The sequence below is a fragment of the Kitasatospora sp. NPDC056783 genome (assembly GCF_042789895.1).
Lineage (GTDB): Bacteria > Actinomycetota > Actinomycetes > Streptomycetales > Streptomycetaceae > Kitasatospora.
Map to the genome: position 1 here is coordinate 1 of NZ_JBHUAF010000134.1, position 19,886 is coordinate 19,886.

A 19,886-nucleotide genomic window follows, 5' to 3' on the forward strand; every position below is an offset into this window, starting at 1 on the left:
GTCCGTCTCCGGTTCGTCCGTCTCCGGTTCGTCCGTCTCCGGTTCGTCCGTCTCCGGTTCGTCCGTCTCCGGTTCGTCCGTCTCCGGTTCGTCCGCCGCCTCGGTGCCCGAGCAGCGCACGGCCTGCGCCACCGTCGCGCCCCGCGCCACCTCGGCCGAGGTGCTGGCCACCGTCGCCCCGCCGCTGCGCTACGACACCAACGGGCTGCTGTGCGCCATCGCCGGGTACCCGAAGGCGGGCTGCGGCGACCAGGTCGGCGCGGCCGGCGCCGCCCAGCCGGCCGCCGGATCCGCCGACCAGAGCACCGGCAGCGGCCCGGACCTCGGCCTGATCGCCGGTGGCGCCCTGGTGGCCGTCCTCGCCGGTGGCGCCGTCTGGCAGGCGCGCCGCCGCCGTCACCCCTAACGTCCCCCACCCAGGAATCACCGTGAGCAGCACCGCCGCCCGTACCACCCGGCCGCCCACCGGCCCCCGCCAACTGCACCCCGGGGCCTGGTGGTTGTGGGCGCTCGGGCTGGGCGCGGCGGCCACCCGCACCACCAACCCGGCGATCCTGCTGCTGCTCGCCGCCGTCGCCGGGTACGTGGTCGCGGCCCGGCGCGGCGACGCGCCCTGGTCGCGCTCGTACGGGGCGTTCCTGCGCCTCGGCCTGCTGGTGCTCGGCATCCGGCTGGTGTTCGCGGTCTTCCTCGGCTCCCCCGTCCCCGGCACCCACGTGCTGATCACCCTGCCCGAACTCCCGCTGCCCACCTGGGCGCAGGGCGTGCGGATCGGCGGCCGGGTGACCGTGGAGGGGCTGCTCGCGGCGCTCTACGACGGGCTGCGACTGGCCACCCTGCTGATCTGCGTCGGCGCCGCCAACTCCCTGGCCAGCCCGGCCCGCCTGCTGCGGGCGCTGCCCGGCGCGCTCTACGAGGCGGGCGTCGCCGTCGTGGTGGCGATGACCTTCGCGCCGAACCTGGTGGCGGACGTCCGCCGGCTGCGTGCCGCACGCCGGCTGCGCGGGCGCGACGACAAGGGGATCGCCGCCGTGCTGAGCGTCGGACTCCCGGTGCTGGAAGGCGCGTTGGAGCGGTCCATCGCGCTGGCAGCCGCGATGGACACCCGTGGTTTCGGCCGCACCGCCGACGTCCCGCGCCGGCTCGCCCGGGCGACGGCCGCGCTCACCCTGGCCGGCCTGCTCGGGGTCTGCCTGGCCGCGTACGGGCTGCTGACGGCCGGCGGCGCGGGCTGGGCGCTGCCGGTGCTGCTGATCGGCCTGGCCGCCGCCTTCGCCGGACTGCTGCTCGGCGGCCGACGATCCGTCAGATCCCGCTACCGGCCGGACCCCTGGGCACTCCCGGAGTGGCTGACCGCCGCCTCCGGCGCGGCCGTGGCGGCCCTCACCGCCTACCTGGCCGCCCGGGACCCGGCCGCCTTCGCCCCCACCGTCGTCCCGCCCACCGTCCCCGCGCTGCCGCTGGCCGCCGTCCTGACCGCCCTGCTCGGCCTGATTCCGGCGTTCGCCGCCCCGACCCCGCCCCGGAGGGCATCGTGATCACCTTCGAGCAGGTCTCCGTCCGGTACGCGGACTCGGCCGCACCCGCCCTCGACGGCGTCGACCTCACCGTCCCCGAGGGCGAACTCTGCCTGCTGGTGGGCCCGTCCGGCTCCGGCAAGTCCACCCTGCTGGGAACGGTCAGCGGCCTGGTGCCGCACTTCACCGGCGGGGTGCTGCACGGCCGGGTCACCGTCGGCGGCCGGGACACCCGCGAGCACCGTCCGCGCGAACTCGCCGACCTCGTCGGCACGGTGGGGCAGGACCCGCTGGCGCACTTCGTCACCGACACGGTGGAGGACGAACTCGCCTACGGAATGGAGTCCCTGGGCCTGCCGGGCGACGTGATGCGCCGCCGGGTCGAGGAGACGCTCGACCTTCTCGGCCTCGCCGACCTGCGCGACCGCGCGCTGAACTCCCTCTCCGGCGGCCAGCAGCAGCGCGTCGCGATCGGCTCGGTGCTCACCGTGCACCCGCGCGTGCTGGTCCTGGACGAGCCCACCTCGGCGCTCGACCCGGGCGCGGCCGAGGAGGTGCTGGCCGTCCTCCAGCGGCTGGTGCACGACCTCGGCACCACCGTGCTGCTGGCCGAGCACCGGCTGGAGCGGGTCGTCCAGTACGCCGACCAGGTGCTGCTGCTCACCCCCGGCGCCCCGCCCGTCCTCGGCGAACCGGCCGAGGTGATGGCGCACTCCCCGGTGCACCCGCCGGTCGTCGGCCTCGGCCGGGTCGCGGGCTGGCGGCCGCTGCCGCTCTCGGTCCGCGACGCGCGCCGCAAGGCCGCCCCGCTGCGCGCCGACCTGGACGGCCGGGCGCCCGCCCCGCTCACTCCCCCCACCGCCGGACCGATCGCCACCGCCGACCGCCTCGCCGTCCGCCGCGGCCCCGTCCCCGCCCTGCGCGGGGTGGACCTCTCGCTGCACCCCGGCGAGATCACCGCCCTGATGGGCCGCAACGGCGCCGGCAAGTCCACCCTGCTGGGCAGCCTCGTCGGCCTGCACACCCCGGCCTCCGGCAGCGTCCGGGTCGGCGGCCGCACCCCGCACCGCACCCGCCCCGCCGAACTGATCCGCGAGGTCGGCCTCGTCCCGCAGGACCCGCGCGACCTGCTGTACGGCGAATCGGTCGCCGCCGAGTGCGCCGCGGCGGACACGGACGCGGGCGCCACCGCCGGCACCTGTCGCGCGCTCGTCGAACGCCTGCTGCCGGGCATCGCCGACGACACCCACCCGCGCGACCTCTCCGAGGGCCAGCGGCTCACCCTCGCCCTCTCCGTCGTGCTCACCGCCCGGCCCCCGCTGCTGCTCCTGGACGAGCCGACCCGCGGTCTCGACTACGCCGCCAAGGCCCGGCTGGTGGAGATCCTGCGCTCACTGGCGGCCGAGGACCACGCGGTGCTGCTGGCCACCCACGACGTCGAGCTGGCCGCCGAGCTCTCCCACCGCACGGTGATCCTGGCCGAGGGCGAGATCGTCGCGGACGGGCCGACCGCCGAGGTGGTGGTCTCCTCCCCCGCGTTCGCCCCGCAGGTCGCCAAGGTGCTGGCGCCCGGGCCGTGGCTCACCGTCGGACAGGTCGCGGAGGCGCTGACCGCATGAGCAGCCGTCCCGTTCCGCTCGGGCGCCGGTCGATCGCGGCGCTGCTGTCCGTCTCCTTCGTCGGCGTCGCCGCCTTCGGCTGGCCGCTGCTCGCCTCCACCGAGTCGGCGCTGGTCGGCCACTCGGCGGACGCGCCGTGGCTGTTCGCGCTGCTGCTCCCGCTGCTCCTCGCCGTCGTCGTCGCGCAGATCTCCGAGGGCCGCTCGGCCGGCGGCGGCGCCCCCGGCCTGGACGCCAAGTCCGTGGCCCTGCTGGGGGTGTTGGCGGCGGCGGGCGCCGCGCTGCGGCCGCTCGGCGCGGGCACGGCGGGGCTGGAGCCGATGTTCTTCCTGATGGTGCTGTCCGGGCGGGTGCTCGGACCCGGCTTCGGCTTCGTGCTCGGCTCGCTGTCGATGTTCGCCTCCGCGCTGCTCACCGGCGGGGTCGGGCCGTGGCTGCCGTTCCAGATGCTCGCCATGGGGTGGGTCTGCCTGGGGGCCGGGCTGCTGCCGGGGGCCTCCGCACTGCGCGGACGCCGTGAACTCCTGCTGCTGGCGTCTTACGGCGCCCTTGCGTCCGTCCTCTACGGCACGATCATGAACCTCCAGGGCTGGCCGTACATCGGCGGCCTGGCGGGCTCCATCTCCTTCGTGCCGGGTGACGCGCTGCCCGCCAACCTGGTCCGCTTCGCCGCCTACTGCCTGACCACGTCGCTGGGTTGGGACCTGCCGCGCGCCGCCCTCACCGTGGTGCTGTGCCTCACCCTCGGCACCCCCGTCCTGCGCGCCCTGCGCCGGACCACCCGCCGCGCCGCCTTCGACGCCCCGGTCACCTTCCGCCCGCCGGAGCGCTAGGCCCCGCCCGCCCGGCACGCCCCGCACACCTGCCCGGGCCCGGCCACGGGCCGCCCGCACATCCCGCCCCGGCCGGAGCACTCGTGCCGACGGGGCCCGCTCCCTTCTCGTGGGCTCGCCGGAGCAGCCGGCACCCTCGCCAACCGCCCCGCCAGGACCGCCCCCACGCTGTGCGTGACCTTCTCCGGCAGCGGCGCCGCCAGGATGCCCAGCAAGGCGCTTCGGGACCAGCCCTGGGCCAGCAGCCGCTCCACCCTCGCGGCCTGATCACCGAGCGGCTTCCCCGCCAGGGCCATCTTCGGCTCCCGGCAGCCGAGTTCGAGCAACAGCGCCATGCCTGCCGTCAACTTCTCCGGGGGACGGACGGAAGGCTCTTCCACATCCTTGGTTTCCGGTTCCTTGGAAGGGCTTCCCGCCTTCCCGCCGCCTGGCCCGCCTGGAGCCGGCCCACCGGCGGCCGGGGGCACGGGAAGCGGCGGCACCGTGTGCACCGCCTTGCCCGTCACCGGCACCTCGTGCACCGAGACGAGCGTCCGCACCTGCCCCGTCAGCGGGTCCCGCTGGGTGCGCCGGACGTAGTGCCCGGCCGCCTCCAGCTCCCTGAGCGCCCGCGCCACGCTCGTCCGACCCTCCACGCTCTTGGCGGCCAGCGTGCGGACGTCTTCGCGCGCCCCGTCCGGCAGGCTGAGCAGGTAGCTCAACAGGCCCCGCGCCGCCCACGACAGCGAGTGCTTACGGACGACATGCCCGTTGTCCAGGATCGTGTACCCGGGAACGTGCTTTGGGATACGGTGAATCTGCATCGTGGAGTTCTCTTCTCCTGGTGCCGAACCCCGGGGTGTTGGAGCACCGCCGGGGTTACCTGTGCCCGTGCACCGGGCGCTTCTCCCAGCACCCGGCACCGCAATCTTCACCGTGATGACGTAACACTTCGTCAAACTCCCACTCACTTCACCCTTTCGGGCGGCGCAAGCGCGCACAGAGTCCGGCGCGCCCCAGGCCCGCAAGCCCGGGACGCGCTTCACGCCACCCCTCACCCGACCACACGATCCGGCTCGTCCAACCACACCCGGTGCTCACCCGCGACGGTGACGGTCAGGCCGAACCGGCCGAGGCCCGGCTCCCCCTGGCGCCGCCACCAGACGTGGGCGCCGGCCACCTCGTCCCACAGGTCACGGGGGCCGGACTGCGAGACGGCGTGCTCACCGCCCCAATCGGCGAGGCGGCAGTGGGCGTACGAGACCCCGTCCCACACCTCGAACCGCCCCGTACCGAAACGGTCGTAGCCCGCCCACACCTCCCGCCGGAACAGGCCCGGCAGCCGCAGCCCGATCGCGAAGGCTGCGTCGGTGCGCTCGGCCACGGCGGCGGGATCGAGGGCGGACGGGCCGTGCCGGACGTCCTCGATCCCGAACTCACCGCTCCCGGGCCGCTGGTCCCGCACCCACATGAAGGCGACGTCCTCGACGAACGGCCCGCTCGCGGACCGGCCGTCGTCGGCGACGGTGAGCCTCAGCAACCCCCCGTTGCAGAACGCCGTGCCGTACGGGACGACGATCACGCCGCCGGGCACCGTCTGCTCGATCAGCGCCCCGGGGACACGCCGCACGGCCGCGGTGACATGGACCCGGTCGTACGGCGCGCCCACCGGGTGGCCGAGCATGCCGTCACCGACAACAGCCCTGACCGGCAGGCCGTTCGCCGCCAGGCGCCGCCGCGCCGCACCGGACAGTTCGGGGTCCAGCTCCACGGTGGTGACGCTCTCCACCCCGAGCCGGCGGGCCAGCAACGCGGCCGTCCACCCCGTGCCGGTGCCGATGTCCAGCACCCGCATGCCCTCGGCGACCCGGAGGTGCCAGAGCATCCGGGCCACGACGGTGGGCATCGAACTGGACGAGGACGGCGTGCGGCCGTCCTCGTCCAGCCGGGTCACGATCGGGATGTCCGAGGCGACCAACTCGGCCCACTCGACCGGCCGTTCCTTCCGATCGAGCCACTCGCCCCCGTGGTGGACCCGGTCCGGAACGAACAGGCGGCGGGGCACGGCCCGGAACACCGGCTCCCAGTCGGCCGACAGCGCCCCGGACTCCCGGAGCGCGTCGGTCAGCGCGTTCCACTCCACGCGGCTGTCCCCCTTCGCGAAGGAACTCGGTCGGTGCGAGTCGAGTACAGCCCAACTCGCCCGCGCCGGACAGCCATTGCCGGTAGTCCCGGGGTTGTCCCGCCCGCACCGGCGGTAGGCTCGCGGTCACCGTCGATGATGGGATTGACCCCGTGGACGACCCGATCCGGCATCCCCTCGCCTACGCGCGCGAACTCCGCCACTGGTCGCAGGGCGACCTCGTCGCGGAGCTGAACAAGGCCGCCCGCCGTCACGGACTCCGCTCCGGCGCCGACAAGACGGCGGTCAGCCGGTGGGAGCACTGGCGCAAGACGCCGAACACCGACTCCCAGCTCCTCATCGCCGAAGCCTTCGGCGTCCCGCTGTCGGAGCTGGAGGCGTACGGCTGGCCCCACTGGCTGCCCGGGCGCGACGAGCCGCTGCCCCTGGGCGCCGCCCACACCGTCCGAGCACTCCACGACGCCCAGAGAGCCGCCATGGACCGCCGCAGCTTCATGACCTTCAGCGCGATCTCACTGGGCGGCCTGGCCGCCCAGTGGGCCACGACCGAGCCCGGGCGCCTCGCCTCGGCCTTGGACGGCAAGCACGTGGACGGCGAACTCGTGGACTGGCTGGAGGACACCAGCGGGAAGCTGACGGCCCTGCCCACCGAGCAGCGCCAGCACACCGTCCGCCTGATGGACGCCCACCTGGCCACCGTCACGGAGCTGATCGAGGAGGGCCGCTACAACGGGGCGACCGGCCGTCGCCTCCACCGGCTGGCCGCCTCGCTCGCCACCACCTGCGGCTGGCACCGCTTCGACCAGGGCCGGCACTGGGCGGCCGGAAAGCTGTGGGAAGCCGCGCTGCAGTCCGCGAACGCCGCGGGCGACCGCGACCACGGCGCCGGAGTGCTGTCCGACTTCGCCTACCAGGCCACCTGGCTCGGCGCGGCGGGAGTCTCCGTCGGTCAGCTCGGACACGCCCTGTCCGGTGTCTCGCACCCCACCGCGCGCTCACTGCTCCTCCTCCGCCGCGCCAGGGCCCACGCGGCGCTCGGCGACCGCGCCGCCTGCTACCGGGACCTGTCCGACGCCGAGTCCGCCCTCGCCGTCGACGCCGTCGACCCCGCACCCGGGTGGTGCGCGTGGATGGGCCCCGCCGACCTGGCCGTGGACTCCGGCCAGTGCCTCCTGGACCTCGGCCGGACGGACGAGGCCCAGGCCCGGATCGCGGAGGGACTGGCGCTGCTGCCCCGCGTCAGGGACAAGACGCGCGGCGTCTTCCTGACGTACCAGGCCCGGGGCCACCTGAAGGCCGGGGACGTCGAGCAGGCCGTGTCCGTCGCCGGCGAGTCGCTCGACCTGGCCACCCGGATCGGCGCGCCCCGCTGCGTCACCCTGGTCCGCGAGTTCGCACCGGCCTTCGAGCCGTACCGCCGGGTCGACGGCGTCCCGGAGTTCCTGGAGCGTCTGCGGGCCGCCTGACCACCGGCCCGCTCCTTCGTCCCCGCACGCCCTGGCGCCGATCCGTCCGATCAAGCGATCATGGTCTTGACGTTCTGTCATATCCCCATGCTGAGAAGGTGTCCACAATGCTGGTCGACTGGCCCACCGAGGCGTTCGTCCTACGCCTCCACCGGATTCCCGGCCTGGTGGCCGGAGCCGCGCCGGGAAGCCCGGAGGGCACCCCGGTGGTACTCGCGCCCGAGACCGGTGGCGTCGGCGAACAGTGGGTGGCCGAGCGGTTTCGGGTGCTCAACCACCGGATCCGCCACGTGGCCACCGGCCTCTACCTGACCGCCGAGGAATCGAGCCGGGGCGCCAAGGTCACCCTGCGGCCCAAGTTCTCCGACACCGGCAGCGACTCCTCGTACTGGCGGCAGGCCTGGCGGGCCTTCGTCCAGCGCGACACCGGCCGGCTGATGGCCCTCCACGACTCCTCCAACTGCCTCCTCGGCCTGGCCGAACCGGCGGCCGAGCGGCCGAGCGGGCCCCTGATCCTGGAAAAGGGCGCCGGGGCCCTGGACCTGGCCTGCACCGCCTGGGCGCCCGCGCCCCTCCCCGCGCCGGAGCCCGCACCCGCCCCGGCGCCGAAGGCCACCGACCTGCCAGTGGGGACGGGACGGGTCCGGGTGCCGGCCCGCCGCTTCGAGAAGCGCGTGCGGACCATCGAGCAGATCTACGACGAGACCAGCTTCCGGGAGGTCCCCGGCGAGCTCCTCACCCCGGGCACCCGCATCGGGGCCTTCGACTTCGACCAGTACTCCCAGGGCGACTGGTACCAGGAGGGGCGGGAGGGAAGTCTCGTGACCTTCACCGACAGCTACGACACGGCGGGCGCCGTGCGCAGGGCCTTCCACCGGCTGCCGGGGGAACCCGCCCGCTACGTGGACTCCGCGGAGGTCGACGTCCACTACGTCCCGCCGAAGCTCGTCGCCCGCACCAACTTCCCCGCCGCGCTGTTCGACGACTACAGCGGCTCCCTCGTCCGGACGCCGTACCGGCTGCCCAACGGGCACGGCTTCTACAGCCAGCCCGAACGCCGCGAGGGCCTCTACTACCCCAGGCTCGACGGCGCGGGCACCGTCGTGCAGTGGAACAAGACCTGGATGGCGGACAACGACACCACGTCCAAGGTCTTCCTCCGCTTCGAGGGCCGCTACTTCATCGACCAGATGGACATCACCTGGGCCGACGACAAGAAGAGCTGACCCCGGCGCCCGCGAAACCGTCCTGCCCGGCCCCGTAGCGTTTCCCCCTTACCCAGGAGGCGTGTTGAGCGAGATCATCCTCATGTCCGACCCGAAGGTCGCCGCGGTCCCCGTCCAGGACTGCGGCGAGCGGCTGTCGGACGTACGGAGCGGCGGCGGGCTGCCCGTCGACGGGCGCAAGCAGGACGGCACCGGGGCCTTCGCGCAGCTGCGGGCGGGCGTGCTCGACCGGCTGCTCGACGCGCAGGCGGCCCTGCCGGACGGCCTGCGGCTGCTGTTCGTCGAGGGCTACCGGCCGCCGGCCCTCCAGAGCCGCTACTTCGACGAGTACGCCGCCGAGTTGCGGGCCGCGAACCCCGACTGGCCGGACGACCGGGTCAGGTCGTCGGCCAGCCGCTACGTCTCCCCGCCGGAGATCGCACCGCACAGTGCCGGGGCCGCCGTCGACCTCACCCTGGTCGACGCCGACGGCCGTGAACTCGACCTCGGCACCCGGGTCAACGCCAACCCGGAGGAGAGCGCCGGGGCCTGCTACACCCACGCCGAGAACATCGGGACGGAGGCCCGCGCCAACCGGCGACTGCTCGGCAGCGTCCTGGCCGGCGCCGGGCTCGTCAACTACCCCACCGAGTGGTGGCACTGGTCGTACGGGGACCGCTACTGGGCGCTGGCCACCGGCGCGCCGTCGGCGCTCTACGGGCCGGCGCACCGGTAGCCGACACGACACGCGGCCCGCTGCTCGCTGCTCGCTGTCGGCCACGCCCGCAGCCTCGGGTCAGGATGGCGTCGACACCGACGCCGTCCTGACCCGAGGAGCAGAGCGATGACCGAGCAGAACCCCGAGCACGCACCCCCCGCCGTCGCCGTCGCGATCGTCGTCGAGGACGGCCGGGTGCTGATGGTGCGGCGGCGGGTCGCCGAGGGCGAACTGTCCTGGCAGTTCCCGGCCGGGGAGGTCGAGCCGGGCGAGTCGGCCGGGGCGGCGGCCGTGCGCGAGACCGCCGAGGAGACCGGCCTGCGGGTCGCCGCCGTCCGGCTGCTCGGCGAGCGGGAGCACCCGCAGAACGGGCGGCGGATGGCGTACACGGCCTGCGAGGTGGTCGGCGGCACCGCCACCGTGGTGGACTCCGACGAGCTGGACCGGGTGGTGTGGGCGTCCCGCGCCGAGCTGGCCGAGTACGTGCCGTTCCCGCTGTTCCCGCCGGTGCGGGAGTACCTGGACGGCGAGCTCGCCGGTTAGGGCAGGTCCGAGGGACGCCCGCAGGTCGCGCAGCCCGCCCGGTGGTCGGCGAGCGTCGCCTCGAACCGCGTCTTCAGCTTCTCCAGCCGGGCGGCGGTGCCCCGGGTCGAGTAGCCGGCGAGGGCCCGCAGGACGAGCCTCCGGGCCTTGTGCGGCTGCCCCTTGGATGTCTTGACCGCCAGCGCGGTCGACAGGCCTCCGACGGAACCGGCGTCGGCGAGCTCGACCGACAGGATCTCGCACCAGGAGGCCCGGTGCGTCCACTCCATCGTGCGGCTGGTGATCCCGGCGGCGTCGATGACCAGCGCCATCCGCAGGGACCGGTGGAGCATCACCGCCGAGGCGACGCCCATCGCCGCGCCGAAGACCTTGGAAGCCCCGGGCGCCATCGCGGTCACGGAGACCGCGAGGAGCAGCGTGACCGTGAAGGTCGCGGCCATGAAGGCGCGCTGCCACAGGCTCAGGCGGATGCGGTGCGGGAGGACGAAGGCTTCGGTCACGGCGCGATGGTGGCACCGGGGCCGGCGGCCGTCAACGGGCGGCAGGTCGGCTATGCCGCTCCGGCGAGGTGCGAGAAATGCCCCATCCGGTGATCCGGAATGGAACTGAACTCCACGTACGCGGCCCGCACGCTTTTCTCAGCCGCCATATCCCCGGCCATGACCAGTTCCTCCGCCTCCTTGAGGACGGAGGCCAGCCTGGTGGACTTCTCGGCGCATTCGAGCGCGAGCTTGAGACACCTTCCGCGGAGGCGCCGGTTCAAGAAGTCGAACGGGTGGGTCGCCTTGTAGGAGGCCCGCAGGACCGGAGAGAGCTCCTCTTCGGCGATCGCGGCGACGCGCTCCAGCGCCTCGACGCAGGCACGGAAGAACACCCGCCGGTCTTCCGTGCCGTCGGCCGCCTCCATGCTCTTCATCGACGCCTCCGCCTCGCGCGTGGCGGCCTTCCAGCGCGAGAACGCCTCGGCCAGATCCCGCTCCACCCGACCGCGGTCCTCCTCGCGGGCGGCGACCTCGCGGACCGGTGCCGGGGTGTAGCTGGGTCCGGAGTGGGTGAGGGCACCCCAGAACCTCCGCGCCGCACCGTCATCGGGCACGTCTCGCGGCTCCAGGCAATAGCTGGCACCGCCGTGCGTCAACGCCTGAAAGAATTCTCGATTCACAAGACACCCCCGTCACCGACCACCGAAGAACCGATACCCACAGCCTGGGATTCGGCACCGGACTCCTGGGCCGGAATCGACCGGATCAGCGATCCGACCTCCGTGAGCTCCGAGTCCTTCGCCGAGTTCTGCCACTTGTCGAGAATCGCCGGGGCTCCGGCACCGGCGATGACCGCCCCGAACGCGCTGAACGGGCCGGCCATGGAAACCGCCCACGCGACACCCGCCCCGATCAGCGTCCGGGCCATCTCCGCGGCGATGTAGATCGACAACTTCGTTCCGCCGGGAACCTCCCACGGCCAGCACCGCTTCGTCTGGACCACGCGGAAGAACGTCAGCAGCGAGACGAGGAGGCCCCCGACCAGGCCATAGACCGCCATCGCCCAGTGAGACATCCCGACTTCCTTCTCCCCGACCCCGAAGCTGACTGTCCGTCAACCCTACGCGCAAGCGCCACCCGGCGCCACGCCCGCAGTCCGGCCGCGGCAAGCACAACGGCCCCTCCCCGCAACGGGGAGGGGCCGGCGCGGCTCCGCACGGGCGGATGCGCGGAGGTCAGGCCTTGGGGCCCGCCGACTGGACGACCTCGAACGACCAGACGGTGGAGCCGGTGGCGGCCGGGCGCTTGGGGGCCTCGCCGGAGGGGCCGTTCTGGTGGGCCGCCTTCATCGGGCCCTCCATCCAGGCCTTGAAGTCCTCCTCGCTGCGCCAGCGGGTGTAGACGAGGTACTGGTCGGTGCCCTCGACCGGGCGGAGCAGCTCGAACCACTCGAAGCCGTCCGAGTTCTCCACCGCGCCGGCCCGGGAGGCGAAGCGCTGCTCCAGCACCTCGCGCTGCTCGGCGGGCACGGTCAGGACGTTGATCTTGACGACGGACATGGCACTCCTTCTGCTCCGGTGACTGCCTACGGGAAGCAGTCTCCGCAGCAGTCTGCTACACCTCACGGCCGCGCGGTCCACGGGCACCGCCGGTCACGGTGGGTGGCCGAGCGCCGACGCGCGGGGACGGGGCGGCGGACGCCGGGAACGTCAGGACTCCGGGAGTCCGGCGGTCGCCAGGGTCTGGTTCTTGTACGCCTTCACCCCGGTGACCTCGGCGCCGAACCAGTCCGGCGCCACGAACGCCTCCGCCGCGGCCTCCGAGTCGAACTCGACCTCGGCGGTGCGCAGCCCGGCCAACTCGCCCCGGTAGACGTCGACGTGGACGATGACCCCGGACGCCTCGAAGGTGTAGCGGTCCTTGACCACCCGGGCACCCTCGGTGGCCGGCCAGAGTTCGGTGAACTCCCGTTCCTCCAGGGCGCGTTCCACCTCGATCCGGACGGGTGAGCCCGCCGAGGGCGAGACGCCGCGTTTGACGCCGAGGACGAGGCCGTCGCCGATCCGGCGCAGCCGCACCTCCGTCCCGTCGGCCTTGATCGCGAGGTAGCCCTGCTCGATGCGCCGGCGCACCGCCGTCGGTGGCGGCTCGAAGGCGCTCAGCAGGAACTTGCGCTCGATCTCCAGCGGCACGGCAGGACCACCCTTTCCCCGTCACGCGGGCAGGAACGTCAGAACGACCGCCCCTCCCCACGGTACGGCCCCTGCGGCCCCTGTGGGTCCGGCCGGTCCCGGCGGTCCGCGCAGAGCGAGGAGCTGAGCCGGTTCAGCACCCCGGCGAGGTCGGCGTACCGCTGTTCGTCCCAGTCCCCCAGCAGTTCGGCGAGCTGGGTGCGCCGGGCGGCGACCAACCGCAGCGCCACCTCCTCCCCCGGTTCGGTGAGCCGCAGCGGCAGCCCGCCGAAGCGCGCCGCCAGCCCCCGGCCCTCCACCTCCCGGACGGCCTCCTCGATCACCGAGACCGGGACGATCCGCCGCTCGGCCAGTTCGGACGGCTCGACCGAGCCGTGCTGGTGCATCTTGAGCAGCAGCCAGCTGGAGGCGGGCCGCAGGTCCAGCCCGGCGGTCTCGGTGATCCGCCGGAAGAGGTCGCGCCGGGCCTCGCGGCTGTTCAGTACCGAGAGGGCGCGGGCGATCTCGTCCAGCGAGGTCCGCTCGACCGGGTTGAGGCCGATGGACTCGCTGAGGTCCGGAGCGGTGACGGTGGAGCGCAGCTTCTGTTCGCGCAGGAACAGTGACAGGACGAAGGCGACCACCGCGACCGGCACCGCGTACAGGAACACCCGGGTGATCGACTCGGCGTACGCGTGGTAGACCGCGGGCTGGACGGCGGCCGGCAGCCGCGGGATGACCCGCGGGTCGGAGGTGATGACCTCCGGCCGGAAGCCGGGCGGCAGCGGTACCCCGGCCAGCGCGTCGGCGAGCCGGCCGCGCAGTCCGCTCGCGAAGACCGTCCCGAAGATGGAGACGCCGAAGGAGGCCCCGATGGAGCGGAAGAAGGTGGCGCCCGCGGTGGCCACCCCGAGGTCCTCGTAACCGACCGAGTTCTGCACGATCAGCACCAGCACCTGCATCACCAGGCCCAGGCCGAGACCGAAGACCAGGAAGTAGAAGCTCATCTCGGCGGTGCCGCTGTGCTCGTCCAGGCGGGAGAGCAGCAGCAGCCCGACGGTGGTCACGGCCGTCCCGGCGATCGGGAAGACCCGGTAGCGGCCGGTGCGGGCGACGATCTGTCCGGAGCCGATCGAGGTGAGCAGCATGCCGAGCACCATCGGCAGCATGTGGATGCCGGACATGGTGGGCGAGACCTGGTGGACCACCTGGAGGAAGGTCGGCAGGTAGGTGAGCGCGCCGAACATCGCGAAGCCGATCACGAAGGAGATCACCGCGACCAGGCTGAACGTCCGCGAGCGGAACAGACGCAGCGGGAGCACGGGCTCCGCCGCCGTCCGCTCGACCAGGACGAAGGCGAGCAGCAGCACCAGGCCGAGCACCCCGAGGCCGACGATCTGCCAGGAGGTCCAGCCCCAGGTGGTTCCGCCGAGCGAGGTCATCAGCACCAGGCAGGTCGCGACGGCCGCGATGAGCGCGGTGCCGAGGTAGTCGATCCGGTGCTGTCGCCGGACCTCCAGCCCGTGCAGCACCGCCGCGATCACCACCAGGGCGACGATGCCGATCGGCAGGTTGATGTAGAACACCCAGCGCCAGCTGAGGTGGTCGACGAACAGCCCGCCGAGCAGCGGCCCCAGCACGCTGGTGACGCCGAACACGGCACCGAACAGGCCCTGGTAGCGGCCTCGGTCCCGGGGCGCCACGAGGTCGCCGACGATCGCCTGGGAGAGCACCATCAGCCCGCCGCCGCCCAGGCCCTGGAGCGCGCGGAAGGCGATCAGCTCGCCCATGTTCTGGGCGATCCCGCACAGCACCGAGCCGAGCAGGAAGATCACGATGGAGGCCTGGAAGAAGCGCTTCCGGCCGTACATGTCGCCGAGCTTGCCCCACAGCGGGGTGGCGGCGGTGGAGGCCAGCAGGTAGGCGGTGACCACCCAGGAGAGGTGGTCGAGCCCGCCGAGGTCGCTGACGATGGTGGGCAGCGCGGTGGAGACGATGGTCTGGTCGAGGGCGGCGAGCAGCATCGCCAGCAGCAGGGCGCCGATCGGCACCCAGAGGTTGGGCACGGTGACCGCCGGCGGGCCGGGCTCGCCCACCGGGCTCCGGCCGGACGCGGCACGCGGTTCCGTCATGGCGTGTCCGTGGGCATCATGGCGTCTCCCTGCTCACCGCGCCGGGTCCGGTTCATACCGATTCGTTCCATCGGTTCGAGCCGAGCGTAAGCGCCGGGGACAACCGCCGCGCCCCGGGCGTTCTCCGAGGAGTCGACCGGCACCGGGCGGCACGACGGCCCGCCGAGGGGCGGACGCCCCTGTCCGCCCCTCGGACGGTCCTGCATAATCAGGCGCGATCGTGCGCCCGGACGGTGAACCGAACGAACGACCCCGGCCGGACGACACCGCACGACCGCCCGCGAAGCCGACGCGAGACCGAGGAGGACCGGCCGATGCCGGACCAGCACTGCCCGACGTGCGGCACCGCACGCTCCGCCGGGTGCGGCTGCGTCCCGGACCCGAGCCTCACCGAGACCGCCGTGCTGCCCCACACCGAGGGCCCGCCGCTGGTCCGTCCGTACGTCTCCCAGGCCGCCGGGCAGGTGGCCGACCAGGCTTCCGCGGGCGCGCCGCTGGTGGACCCGTTCGCGACCGCGGTGCTGCCGCCGGTCGCCCCGGGGCAGCCCGCCGTCCCCGGGCCGCCGCCCGCTCCCCCGCTGGGGCCGGACGCGGACGCGTACGCCACCACGGTGCTGCCGCCGGTCGGCCCGGGGCAGGGCCCGCTCGGGCCGGACGCGGACGCCTACGCCACCACCGTGCTGCCGCCGGTGCCGGCGATGGCGGGCCCGGGCACGCATCCGGGTGGGTACCCGGGCGCGCGGCCGCCGCGGCAGCCACGACCGGACGCACCGGCGCCGGGCGGCGAGATCGGCCTCTTCGCCTTCGGTCAGGCCCCGGAGGCGCCCGGGCCCGCCACCGGCGGCGGCCGGGCCGCCAGACGGGCGGCCGAGCAGGCCGAGCGGACCCCGCTCGCCCGGCGCAAGGGCCTGCTCGCCGGGGCCGGCGCCGCCCTGGTGGCGCTCACCATCGGCCTCGCGTACGCGGTGACGCCCTCCGACGAGCCGACCAAGCGGGCCCAGCCGCTGCCGACGACCACCCTGGCGCCCGCGCCGGTGGACCCGCCCAGCGTGGCGGCGCCCAGCCCCGACCCGGCGCCGCCGACCAGCGAGGCGCCGAGCCCGACGCCCACCCCCGCCCACAAGCCGAGCCCGACGAGGACGCCCGCTCCCACGCCGACGCCCACGCCGACCGCCGCGCCACCGGTGGCCGCCGCCCCGGTCCAGCCGCCCGAGCCGGCCCCCAGCCCGCCGGCCGCGCCCAGCCCGGCCCAGTCGACCGCCACCCGGCCCCTCCAGCTCGGGGACACCGGGCCCGACGTCCGGGCCATGCAGCAGCGCCTGTACGCGGCCTCCTGCGGATCCGTCGACAAGTCGCTGATCACCGGCATCTTCGACTTCTGGACCAAGTCGGTGCTCAGGAACTACCAGCACGACAACAAGATCAAGGGTGAGGACGGCTTCTACGGCCCCAAGACCCAGTCCGCCCTGGCCGCCGACCCGGGCTGCTGAACCCGTCCTGCCGGGCCCCGGCACGAGGGCCCGCGCACGGGGCCGGGGCCGGGCGGCGGCCGCCCGGTCCCGGTCCCGGCCCCGACGGCGGATCAGCCGGTGATCGCCCCGAAGAGGCTGACGCCCGCCAGCACCACCATGATCGCCGCCGCCACCCGGATGATCAGCTTCATCGGCACGTACTTGAGCAGCTTCTGCCCGCCCACGATGGCGAGCCCGCCGACCGCGCACAGCGCCAGCCAGGAACCCAGGCCGACGGCCAGCGGGTCGGCGTACTTGGCGGCCAGGTTGGCGGTCATGATCTGGGTCAGGTCACCGAACTCGGCGATCGCGACCACCACGAAGCTGGCCCCGGCCACCTTCCAGAAGCTGTTCGAGGACGGCTCCTTGGCGGCGTGCTCGTCCTCGTCCCCGCCTCCGTGGAACAGCAGCATCGCCGCGCCGGCCAGGAAGAGCACGCCGGTGACGCCCTCCACCCAGCGGTGCGGCAGCAGCGAGAGCAGGTGTCCGGCGACGAGCGCCAGAGCCACCTGGACGGCCATCGCGGCGGCGACGCCCGCGAAGACGTAGCTCGCCCGGTACTTGGTGCCGAGCACCAGGCTGGCCAGCGCGGTCTTGTCCGGCAGTTCGGCCAGGAAGATGATGCCGAAGGTCAACGCGGCAACGGTCAGACTCATCAGGGGTTCCTCGGTCAGCGGGCTGCCCGGCCTCCGCAGGTCCGTCAAGGGGACGCTTCGGCCCGACAGCACTGGTCATGGTCACAGCACTGCGGCCGAAGGTCTCGCCGGCACCGCTCGACGAACGGTGCCCCGGGCGCCGGGCCCGCGAGGGCCAGTATGTCGACGGTCCGGTGGAGGGCTACTCCCCTTCAACGCCCCCAAGCCTACCGGACCGCGCCGGCCGACCACTCCGGCGGTTCCCCGTCTAGGGCACTTCGGCCCGCACCAGCCCGCGCCCGACCAGTTCCAGCACCACCACGATCGCCACCGACTCCACCGCCAGCAGCCCGATCAGCACGAACAGCTGCACCGCCCCCGCCTGGACCGGCGAGGCCCCGCCCAGCAGCATCCCGACGAACGCCCCGGGCAGGGTGACCAGGCCGACCGTCCGGGTCTGGTCGAGCGCCGGAACGAGCGAGGTCGCCGCCGCCGTCCGGCAGATCTCCAGCCGGGCCTCCCGCTCCTCGAAGCCGAGCGCCAGCGCCGCCTCCACCTCGCCGCACCGCAGCCGCAGCTCGTCCAGGGCCCGCCGCCCGGCCAGCGAGGTGGCGCTGAGCGCGCCGCCGATCAGGATGCCCGCGACCGGGATGACGGACAGCCCCCGCGTCGGCAGCAGTCCGACGCCCAGCAGCAGGGCGAGCACCGGCAGCACCCCGGCACCGATCGGGGCGGCGGCCCAGACCCAGCCGGGCCCCGGGGTCATCCGCCGCCCGGCGGTGCGCACCGCGACCGTGAACATCAGCAGCACGAACAGCGACGACCACCAGAGCGAGCCGACCACCCAGCTGATCACCGCGGCGACGGCGGCCAGCTGCACCACCGCGCGCAGCCCGGCCCGCAGCACCGCGTGCCCGTGGCCGAGCAGTCCCCGCCCGGCCACCGCGACGGCGGCCAGCAGCAGCACGGCGGTGACCACCCCGAGCACCGGGGTGACCGGCAGCAGCTGGCCGGCGGGGGCCACCAGGTGCGTGGGGGTCGCCACGTTCGCCGGGCCCATCAGATCCAGCTGGTGAACCACATGCGGTCCTGCCAGGACGACATCGGGATCACCTGCGCCGTGTACAGCGGGTAGAAGAAGGCGAAGCAGCCGACGATCGCGAGCACGATCGCCCCGGCCCCGATCGCGCCGATCCGGCGGCGCTCGGGGCCGCACCCGGCCGGGCCGAGCACCGCCCCGAGCATCTGGGCGACGGCCAGGCACAGGAACGGCACCAGCACGACCATGTAGAAGGAGAAGATCGTCCGCTCCTGGTACTGGAACCAGGGCAGGTAGATCGCGGCCACCGCGCAGAGCACCGCGCCCGAGCGCCAGTCCCGGCGGAAGAACCAGCGCCACAGCAGGTAGACCAGCGCGAAGCAGGCCGCCCACCACAGGAACGGCGTGCCGAGGCCGAGGATCTGCGCCGCGCAGCCGCCCGAGGAGGTGCAGCCGCGCTGCCCGTCCGGGACCTGCTCCCAGTACATCGAGACCGGGCGGCCCACCACCAGCCAGGAGAAGGGGTTGGACTGGTAGGTGTGCGGGGTGCTCAGACCGGTGTTGAAGTCGTACATCTGCGAGTGGTAGTGCCACAGGCCGCGCAGCGGCGCGGGCACCCAGCTCATCGAGACCTGCGGCAGCGGGATGCCGAGGAAGCTGTCCGGGGAGAGTCCGGCGCGCCCGTCCGCCCAGTGCCGGTCGTAGCCGCCCCCGCCGTTGCCGCCGGCGGCCAGCCAGCCGCTCCAGGAACCGACGTACACCACCGCGGCGGAGCCGACCATGGCGAGGAAGGCGGGGACGGCGTCCCGGCGCAGCATGGAGCGCCAGGGACGGCGGGCGCCGGCGCCGCGGCGGCCGGCCTGGTCCCACAGGACGGTCAGGATGCCGAAGGCGGCGAGGATCATCGCGCCGTTCCACTTGACCGCGCAGGCGGCGCCGACGAACACCCCGGCGGCGATCCGCCAGGGGCGCCACCCGAGCCGGACGGCGTCGCCGTCGGCGGCCGGGGCGAGCCGGGCGCGGGCGTGGTCGCGGTCGATCAGCAGGCTGCCGAAGGAGGCGAGCACGAAGAACATCTGGATGCCGTCGAGCAGGCCGACCCGGCTCATCACCAGCTGGAGGCCGTCCACCGACATCAGCAGCGCGGCGGTGCAGCCGATCAGGGTGGAGCCGAAGAGGCGGCGGCCGATCCGGGCGAGCATCAGGACGGCGAGGGTGCCGAGCAGGGCGGTCATGAACCGCCAGCCGAGGGGGTTCAGCCCGAACAGCTGCTCACCGATCGCCATCACCCATTTGCCGAGCGGCGGGTGCGCGATGAACTCGGCGGCGGAGCTCAGCGGGACGGACGGCGGGGAGGCCAGGATGTCGGCGTTGGCGTGGTCGGGCCAGGTGCCCTCGTAGCCCTGTTGGAGCAGCGACCAGGCGTCCTTGGGGTAGTACGTCTCGTCGAAGACGAAGGCCCTGGGGTAGCCGAGGTTCCAGAACCGCAGCAGACCGGCGAACAGCGCGACGCAGATCGGCCCGAGCCAGCCGGAGTGGTCGACCGCCCAGCGGACCAGGCCCCCGCGCGGGGCCGGGGCGTCGGGGGCCGGGGCCGCCGGTGGGTGCGTGAGCGCCGCTTGCGTCATAGCCTCGCCGATTCGCCTGTCTGCTCTGCCCGGAGTCCGGGCGCCGCCGGGGCCGGGCGTCCGCCCGGGTCCTGCCGCTCCGGTGTGGGCCGGACGGTCGACAGCCACTGACACTATGTGGCGGTGCTCGGGAAGCCAAGCGCGACGGGCGCCGCCCACGGTTCCTGGTGGGGGCCCCCTTAAAAAGCCCCTGCGGGGCGCGGCCGGGGGGCACCGCCGCGCGAAGCGGGGGGGTGGTGCTACCCGCCCCGGGCGGCCAGGGCCA

At 74.0% G+C, this 19,886-nt stretch carries 20 protein-coding genes; 9 read left to right on the forward strand and 11 right to left on the reverse strand.

Features of this window, described 5'->3' with window-relative positions:
• The 4 genes from ACFRMQ_RS20175 to ACFRMQ_RS20190 form a co-directional block, all read left to right on the forward strand.
• A partial coding sequence (locus ACFRMQ_RS20175) for a GPS-CTERM domain-containing protein (protein WP_380731856.1) occupies positions 1-406 on the forward strand: 406 nt, incomplete at its 5' end.
• A 16-nt stretch (positions 407-422) separates the two neighbouring features.
• Positions 423-1,538 (forward strand): CbiQ family ECF transporter T component, encoded by a 1,116-nt coding sequence (locus ACFRMQ_RS20180; protein ID WP_380731875.1) that lies wholly within the window; start codon positions 423-425, stop codon positions 1,536-1,538.
• Complete coding sequence (locus ACFRMQ_RS20185; RefSeq protein WP_380731857.1) at positions 1,535-3,136, forward strand: ABC transporter ATP-binding protein; 1,602 nt, start codon at positions 1,535-1,537, stop codon at positions 3,134-3,136. Before ACFRMQ_RS20180 ends, ACFRMQ_RS20185 begins: the two co-directional genes overlap by 4 nt.
• Positions 3,133-3,969 (forward strand): ECF transporter S component, encoded by an 837-nt coding sequence (locus tag ACFRMQ_RS20190; protein WP_380731858.1) that lies wholly within the window; start codon positions 3,133-3,135, stop codon positions 3,967-3,969. Before ACFRMQ_RS20185 ends, ACFRMQ_RS20190 begins: the two co-directional genes overlap by 4 nt.
• Here the strand turns inward: ACFRMQ_RS20190 and ACFRMQ_RS20195 are convergent.
• A complete protein-coding gene (locus tag ACFRMQ_RS20195; RefSeq protein WP_380731859.1) occupies positions 3,966-4,772 on the reverse strand; it encodes a helix-turn-helix domain-containing protein in 807 nt (268 codons plus the stop codon). The two genes, ACFRMQ_RS20190 and ACFRMQ_RS20195, sit on opposite strands and share 4 nt — an antisense overlap.
• Positions 4,773-5,002: 230 nt before the next feature.
• Positions 5,003-6,091, reverse strand: coding sequence for a methyltransferase domain-containing protein (locus ACFRMQ_RS20200; RefSeq protein ID WP_380731860.1), 1,089 nt, complete (start codon positions 6,089-6,091; stop codon positions 5,003-5,005).
• A gap of 152 nt (positions 6,092-6,243) precedes the next feature.
• On the opposite strand from ACFRMQ_RS20200, the gene ACFRMQ_RS20205 reads away from it, so the two are divergent.
• The 4 genes from ACFRMQ_RS20205 (at position 6,244) to ACFRMQ_RS20220 (ending at position 10,023) form a co-directional block, all read left to right on the forward strand.
• Entirely contained in the window at positions 6,244-7,557 is a 1,314-nt protein-coding gene (locus tag ACFRMQ_RS20205) for an XRE family transcriptional regulator (RefSeq protein WP_380731861.1), read from the forward strand.
• 98 nt (positions 7,558-7,655) lie between these two features.
• The gene (locus ACFRMQ_RS20210) at positions 7,656-8,783 is read left to right on the forward strand and encodes an RICIN domain-containing protein (RefSeq protein WP_380731863.1); all 1,128 of its coding nucleotides are present in this window, start codon (positions 7,656-7,658) and stop codon (positions 8,781-8,783) included.
• 64 nt (positions 8,784-8,847) lie between these two features.
• Positions 8,848-9,498 (forward strand): M15 family metallopeptidase, encoded by a 651-nt coding sequence (locus ACFRMQ_RS20215; protein ID WP_380731864.1) that lies wholly within the window; start codon positions 8,848-8,850, stop codon positions 9,496-9,498.
• A gap of 108 nt (positions 9,499-9,606) precedes the next feature.
• On the forward strand, positions 9,607-10,023 hold the full coding sequence (locus ACFRMQ_RS20220; RefSeq protein ID WP_380731865.1) for an NUDIX hydrolase: 417 nt from the start codon (positions 9,607-9,609) through the stop codon (positions 10,021-10,023).
• Here the strand turns inward: ACFRMQ_RS20220 and ACFRMQ_RS20225 are convergent.
• The 6 genes from ACFRMQ_RS20225 to ACFRMQ_RS20250 all read right to left on the reverse strand — a co-directional run bounded on the left by ACFRMQ_RS20225 (position 10,020) and on the right by ACFRMQ_RS20250 (position 14,808).
• A complete protein-coding gene (locus ACFRMQ_RS20225) occupies positions 10,020-10,523 on the reverse strand; it encodes a hypothetical protein (RefSeq protein WP_380731866.1) in 504 nt (167 codons plus the stop codon). The two genes, ACFRMQ_RS20220 and ACFRMQ_RS20225, sit on opposite strands and share 4 nt — an antisense overlap.
• Positions 10,524-10,573: 50 nt before the next feature.
• On the reverse strand, positions 10,574-11,185 hold the full coding sequence (locus tag ACFRMQ_RS20230) for a hypothetical protein (protein WP_380731867.1): 612 nt from the start codon (positions 11,183-11,185) through the stop codon (positions 10,574-10,576).
• A complete protein-coding gene (locus tag ACFRMQ_RS20235) occupies positions 11,182-11,580 on the reverse strand; it encodes a hypothetical protein (RefSeq protein ID WP_380731869.1) in 399 nt (132 codons plus the stop codon). The genes ACFRMQ_RS20230 and ACFRMQ_RS20235 overlap by 4 nt, the downstream gene beginning before the upstream one ends.
• 160 nt (positions 11,581-11,740) lie before the next feature.
• Positions 11,741-12,064: an antibiotic biosynthesis monooxygenase family protein gene (locus ACFRMQ_RS20240; protein WP_380731870.1), complete on the reverse strand. Its 324-nt coding sequence runs from the start codon at positions 12,062-12,064 to the stop codon at positions 11,741-11,743.
• 150 nt (positions 12,065-12,214) lie between these two features.
• Positions 12,215-12,697 carry an adenylate cyclase gene (locus ACFRMQ_RS20245; RefSeq protein ID WP_380731871.1) on the reverse strand — a complete coding sequence of 161 codons (483 nt, stop codon included), beginning with the start codon at positions 12,695-12,697 and terminating at the stop codon, positions 12,215-12,217.
• A gap of 38 nt (positions 12,698-12,735) precedes the next feature.
• Complete coding sequence (locus ACFRMQ_RS20250) at positions 12,736-14,808, reverse strand: MFS transporter (protein WP_380731872.1); 2,073 nt, start codon at positions 14,806-14,808, stop codon at positions 12,736-12,738.
• A gap of 314 nt (positions 14,809-15,122) precedes the next feature.
• On the opposite strand from ACFRMQ_RS20250, the gene ACFRMQ_RS20255 reads away from it, so the two are divergent.
• Complete coding sequence (locus ACFRMQ_RS20255) at positions 15,123-16,298, forward strand: peptidoglycan-binding protein (RefSeq protein ID WP_380731873.1); 1,176 nt, start codon at positions 15,123-15,125, stop codon at positions 16,296-16,298.
• Positions 16,299-16,390: 92 nt separating this feature from the next.
• Here the strand turns inward: ACFRMQ_RS20255 and ACFRMQ_RS20260 are convergent, their stop codons facing one another.
• From ACFRMQ_RS20260 to ACFRMQ_RS20270, 3 genes are all read right to left on the reverse strand, one after another.
• Positions 16,391-16,978 carry a TMEM165/GDT1 family protein gene (locus tag ACFRMQ_RS20260; RefSeq protein ID WP_380731876.1) on the reverse strand — a complete coding sequence of 196 codons (588 nt, stop codon included), beginning with the start codon at positions 16,976-16,978 and terminating at the stop codon, positions 16,391-16,393.
• Between the two features lie 244 nt (positions 16,979-17,222).
• Positions 17,223-18,014 (reverse strand): ABC transporter permease, encoded by a 792-nt coding sequence (locus ACFRMQ_RS20265; protein WP_380731878.1) that lies wholly within the window; start codon positions 18,012-18,014, stop codon positions 17,223-17,225.
• Positions 18,014-19,621, reverse strand: a complete 1,608-nt coding sequence (locus tag ACFRMQ_RS20270; protein ID WP_380731874.1) for a dolichyl-phosphate-mannose--protein mannosyltransferase — start codon at positions 19,619-19,621, stop codon at positions 18,014-18,016. The genes ACFRMQ_RS20265 and ACFRMQ_RS20270 overlap by 1 nt, the downstream gene beginning before the upstream one ends.
• Between the last annotated feature and the right edge of the window lie 265 nt (positions 19,622-19,886).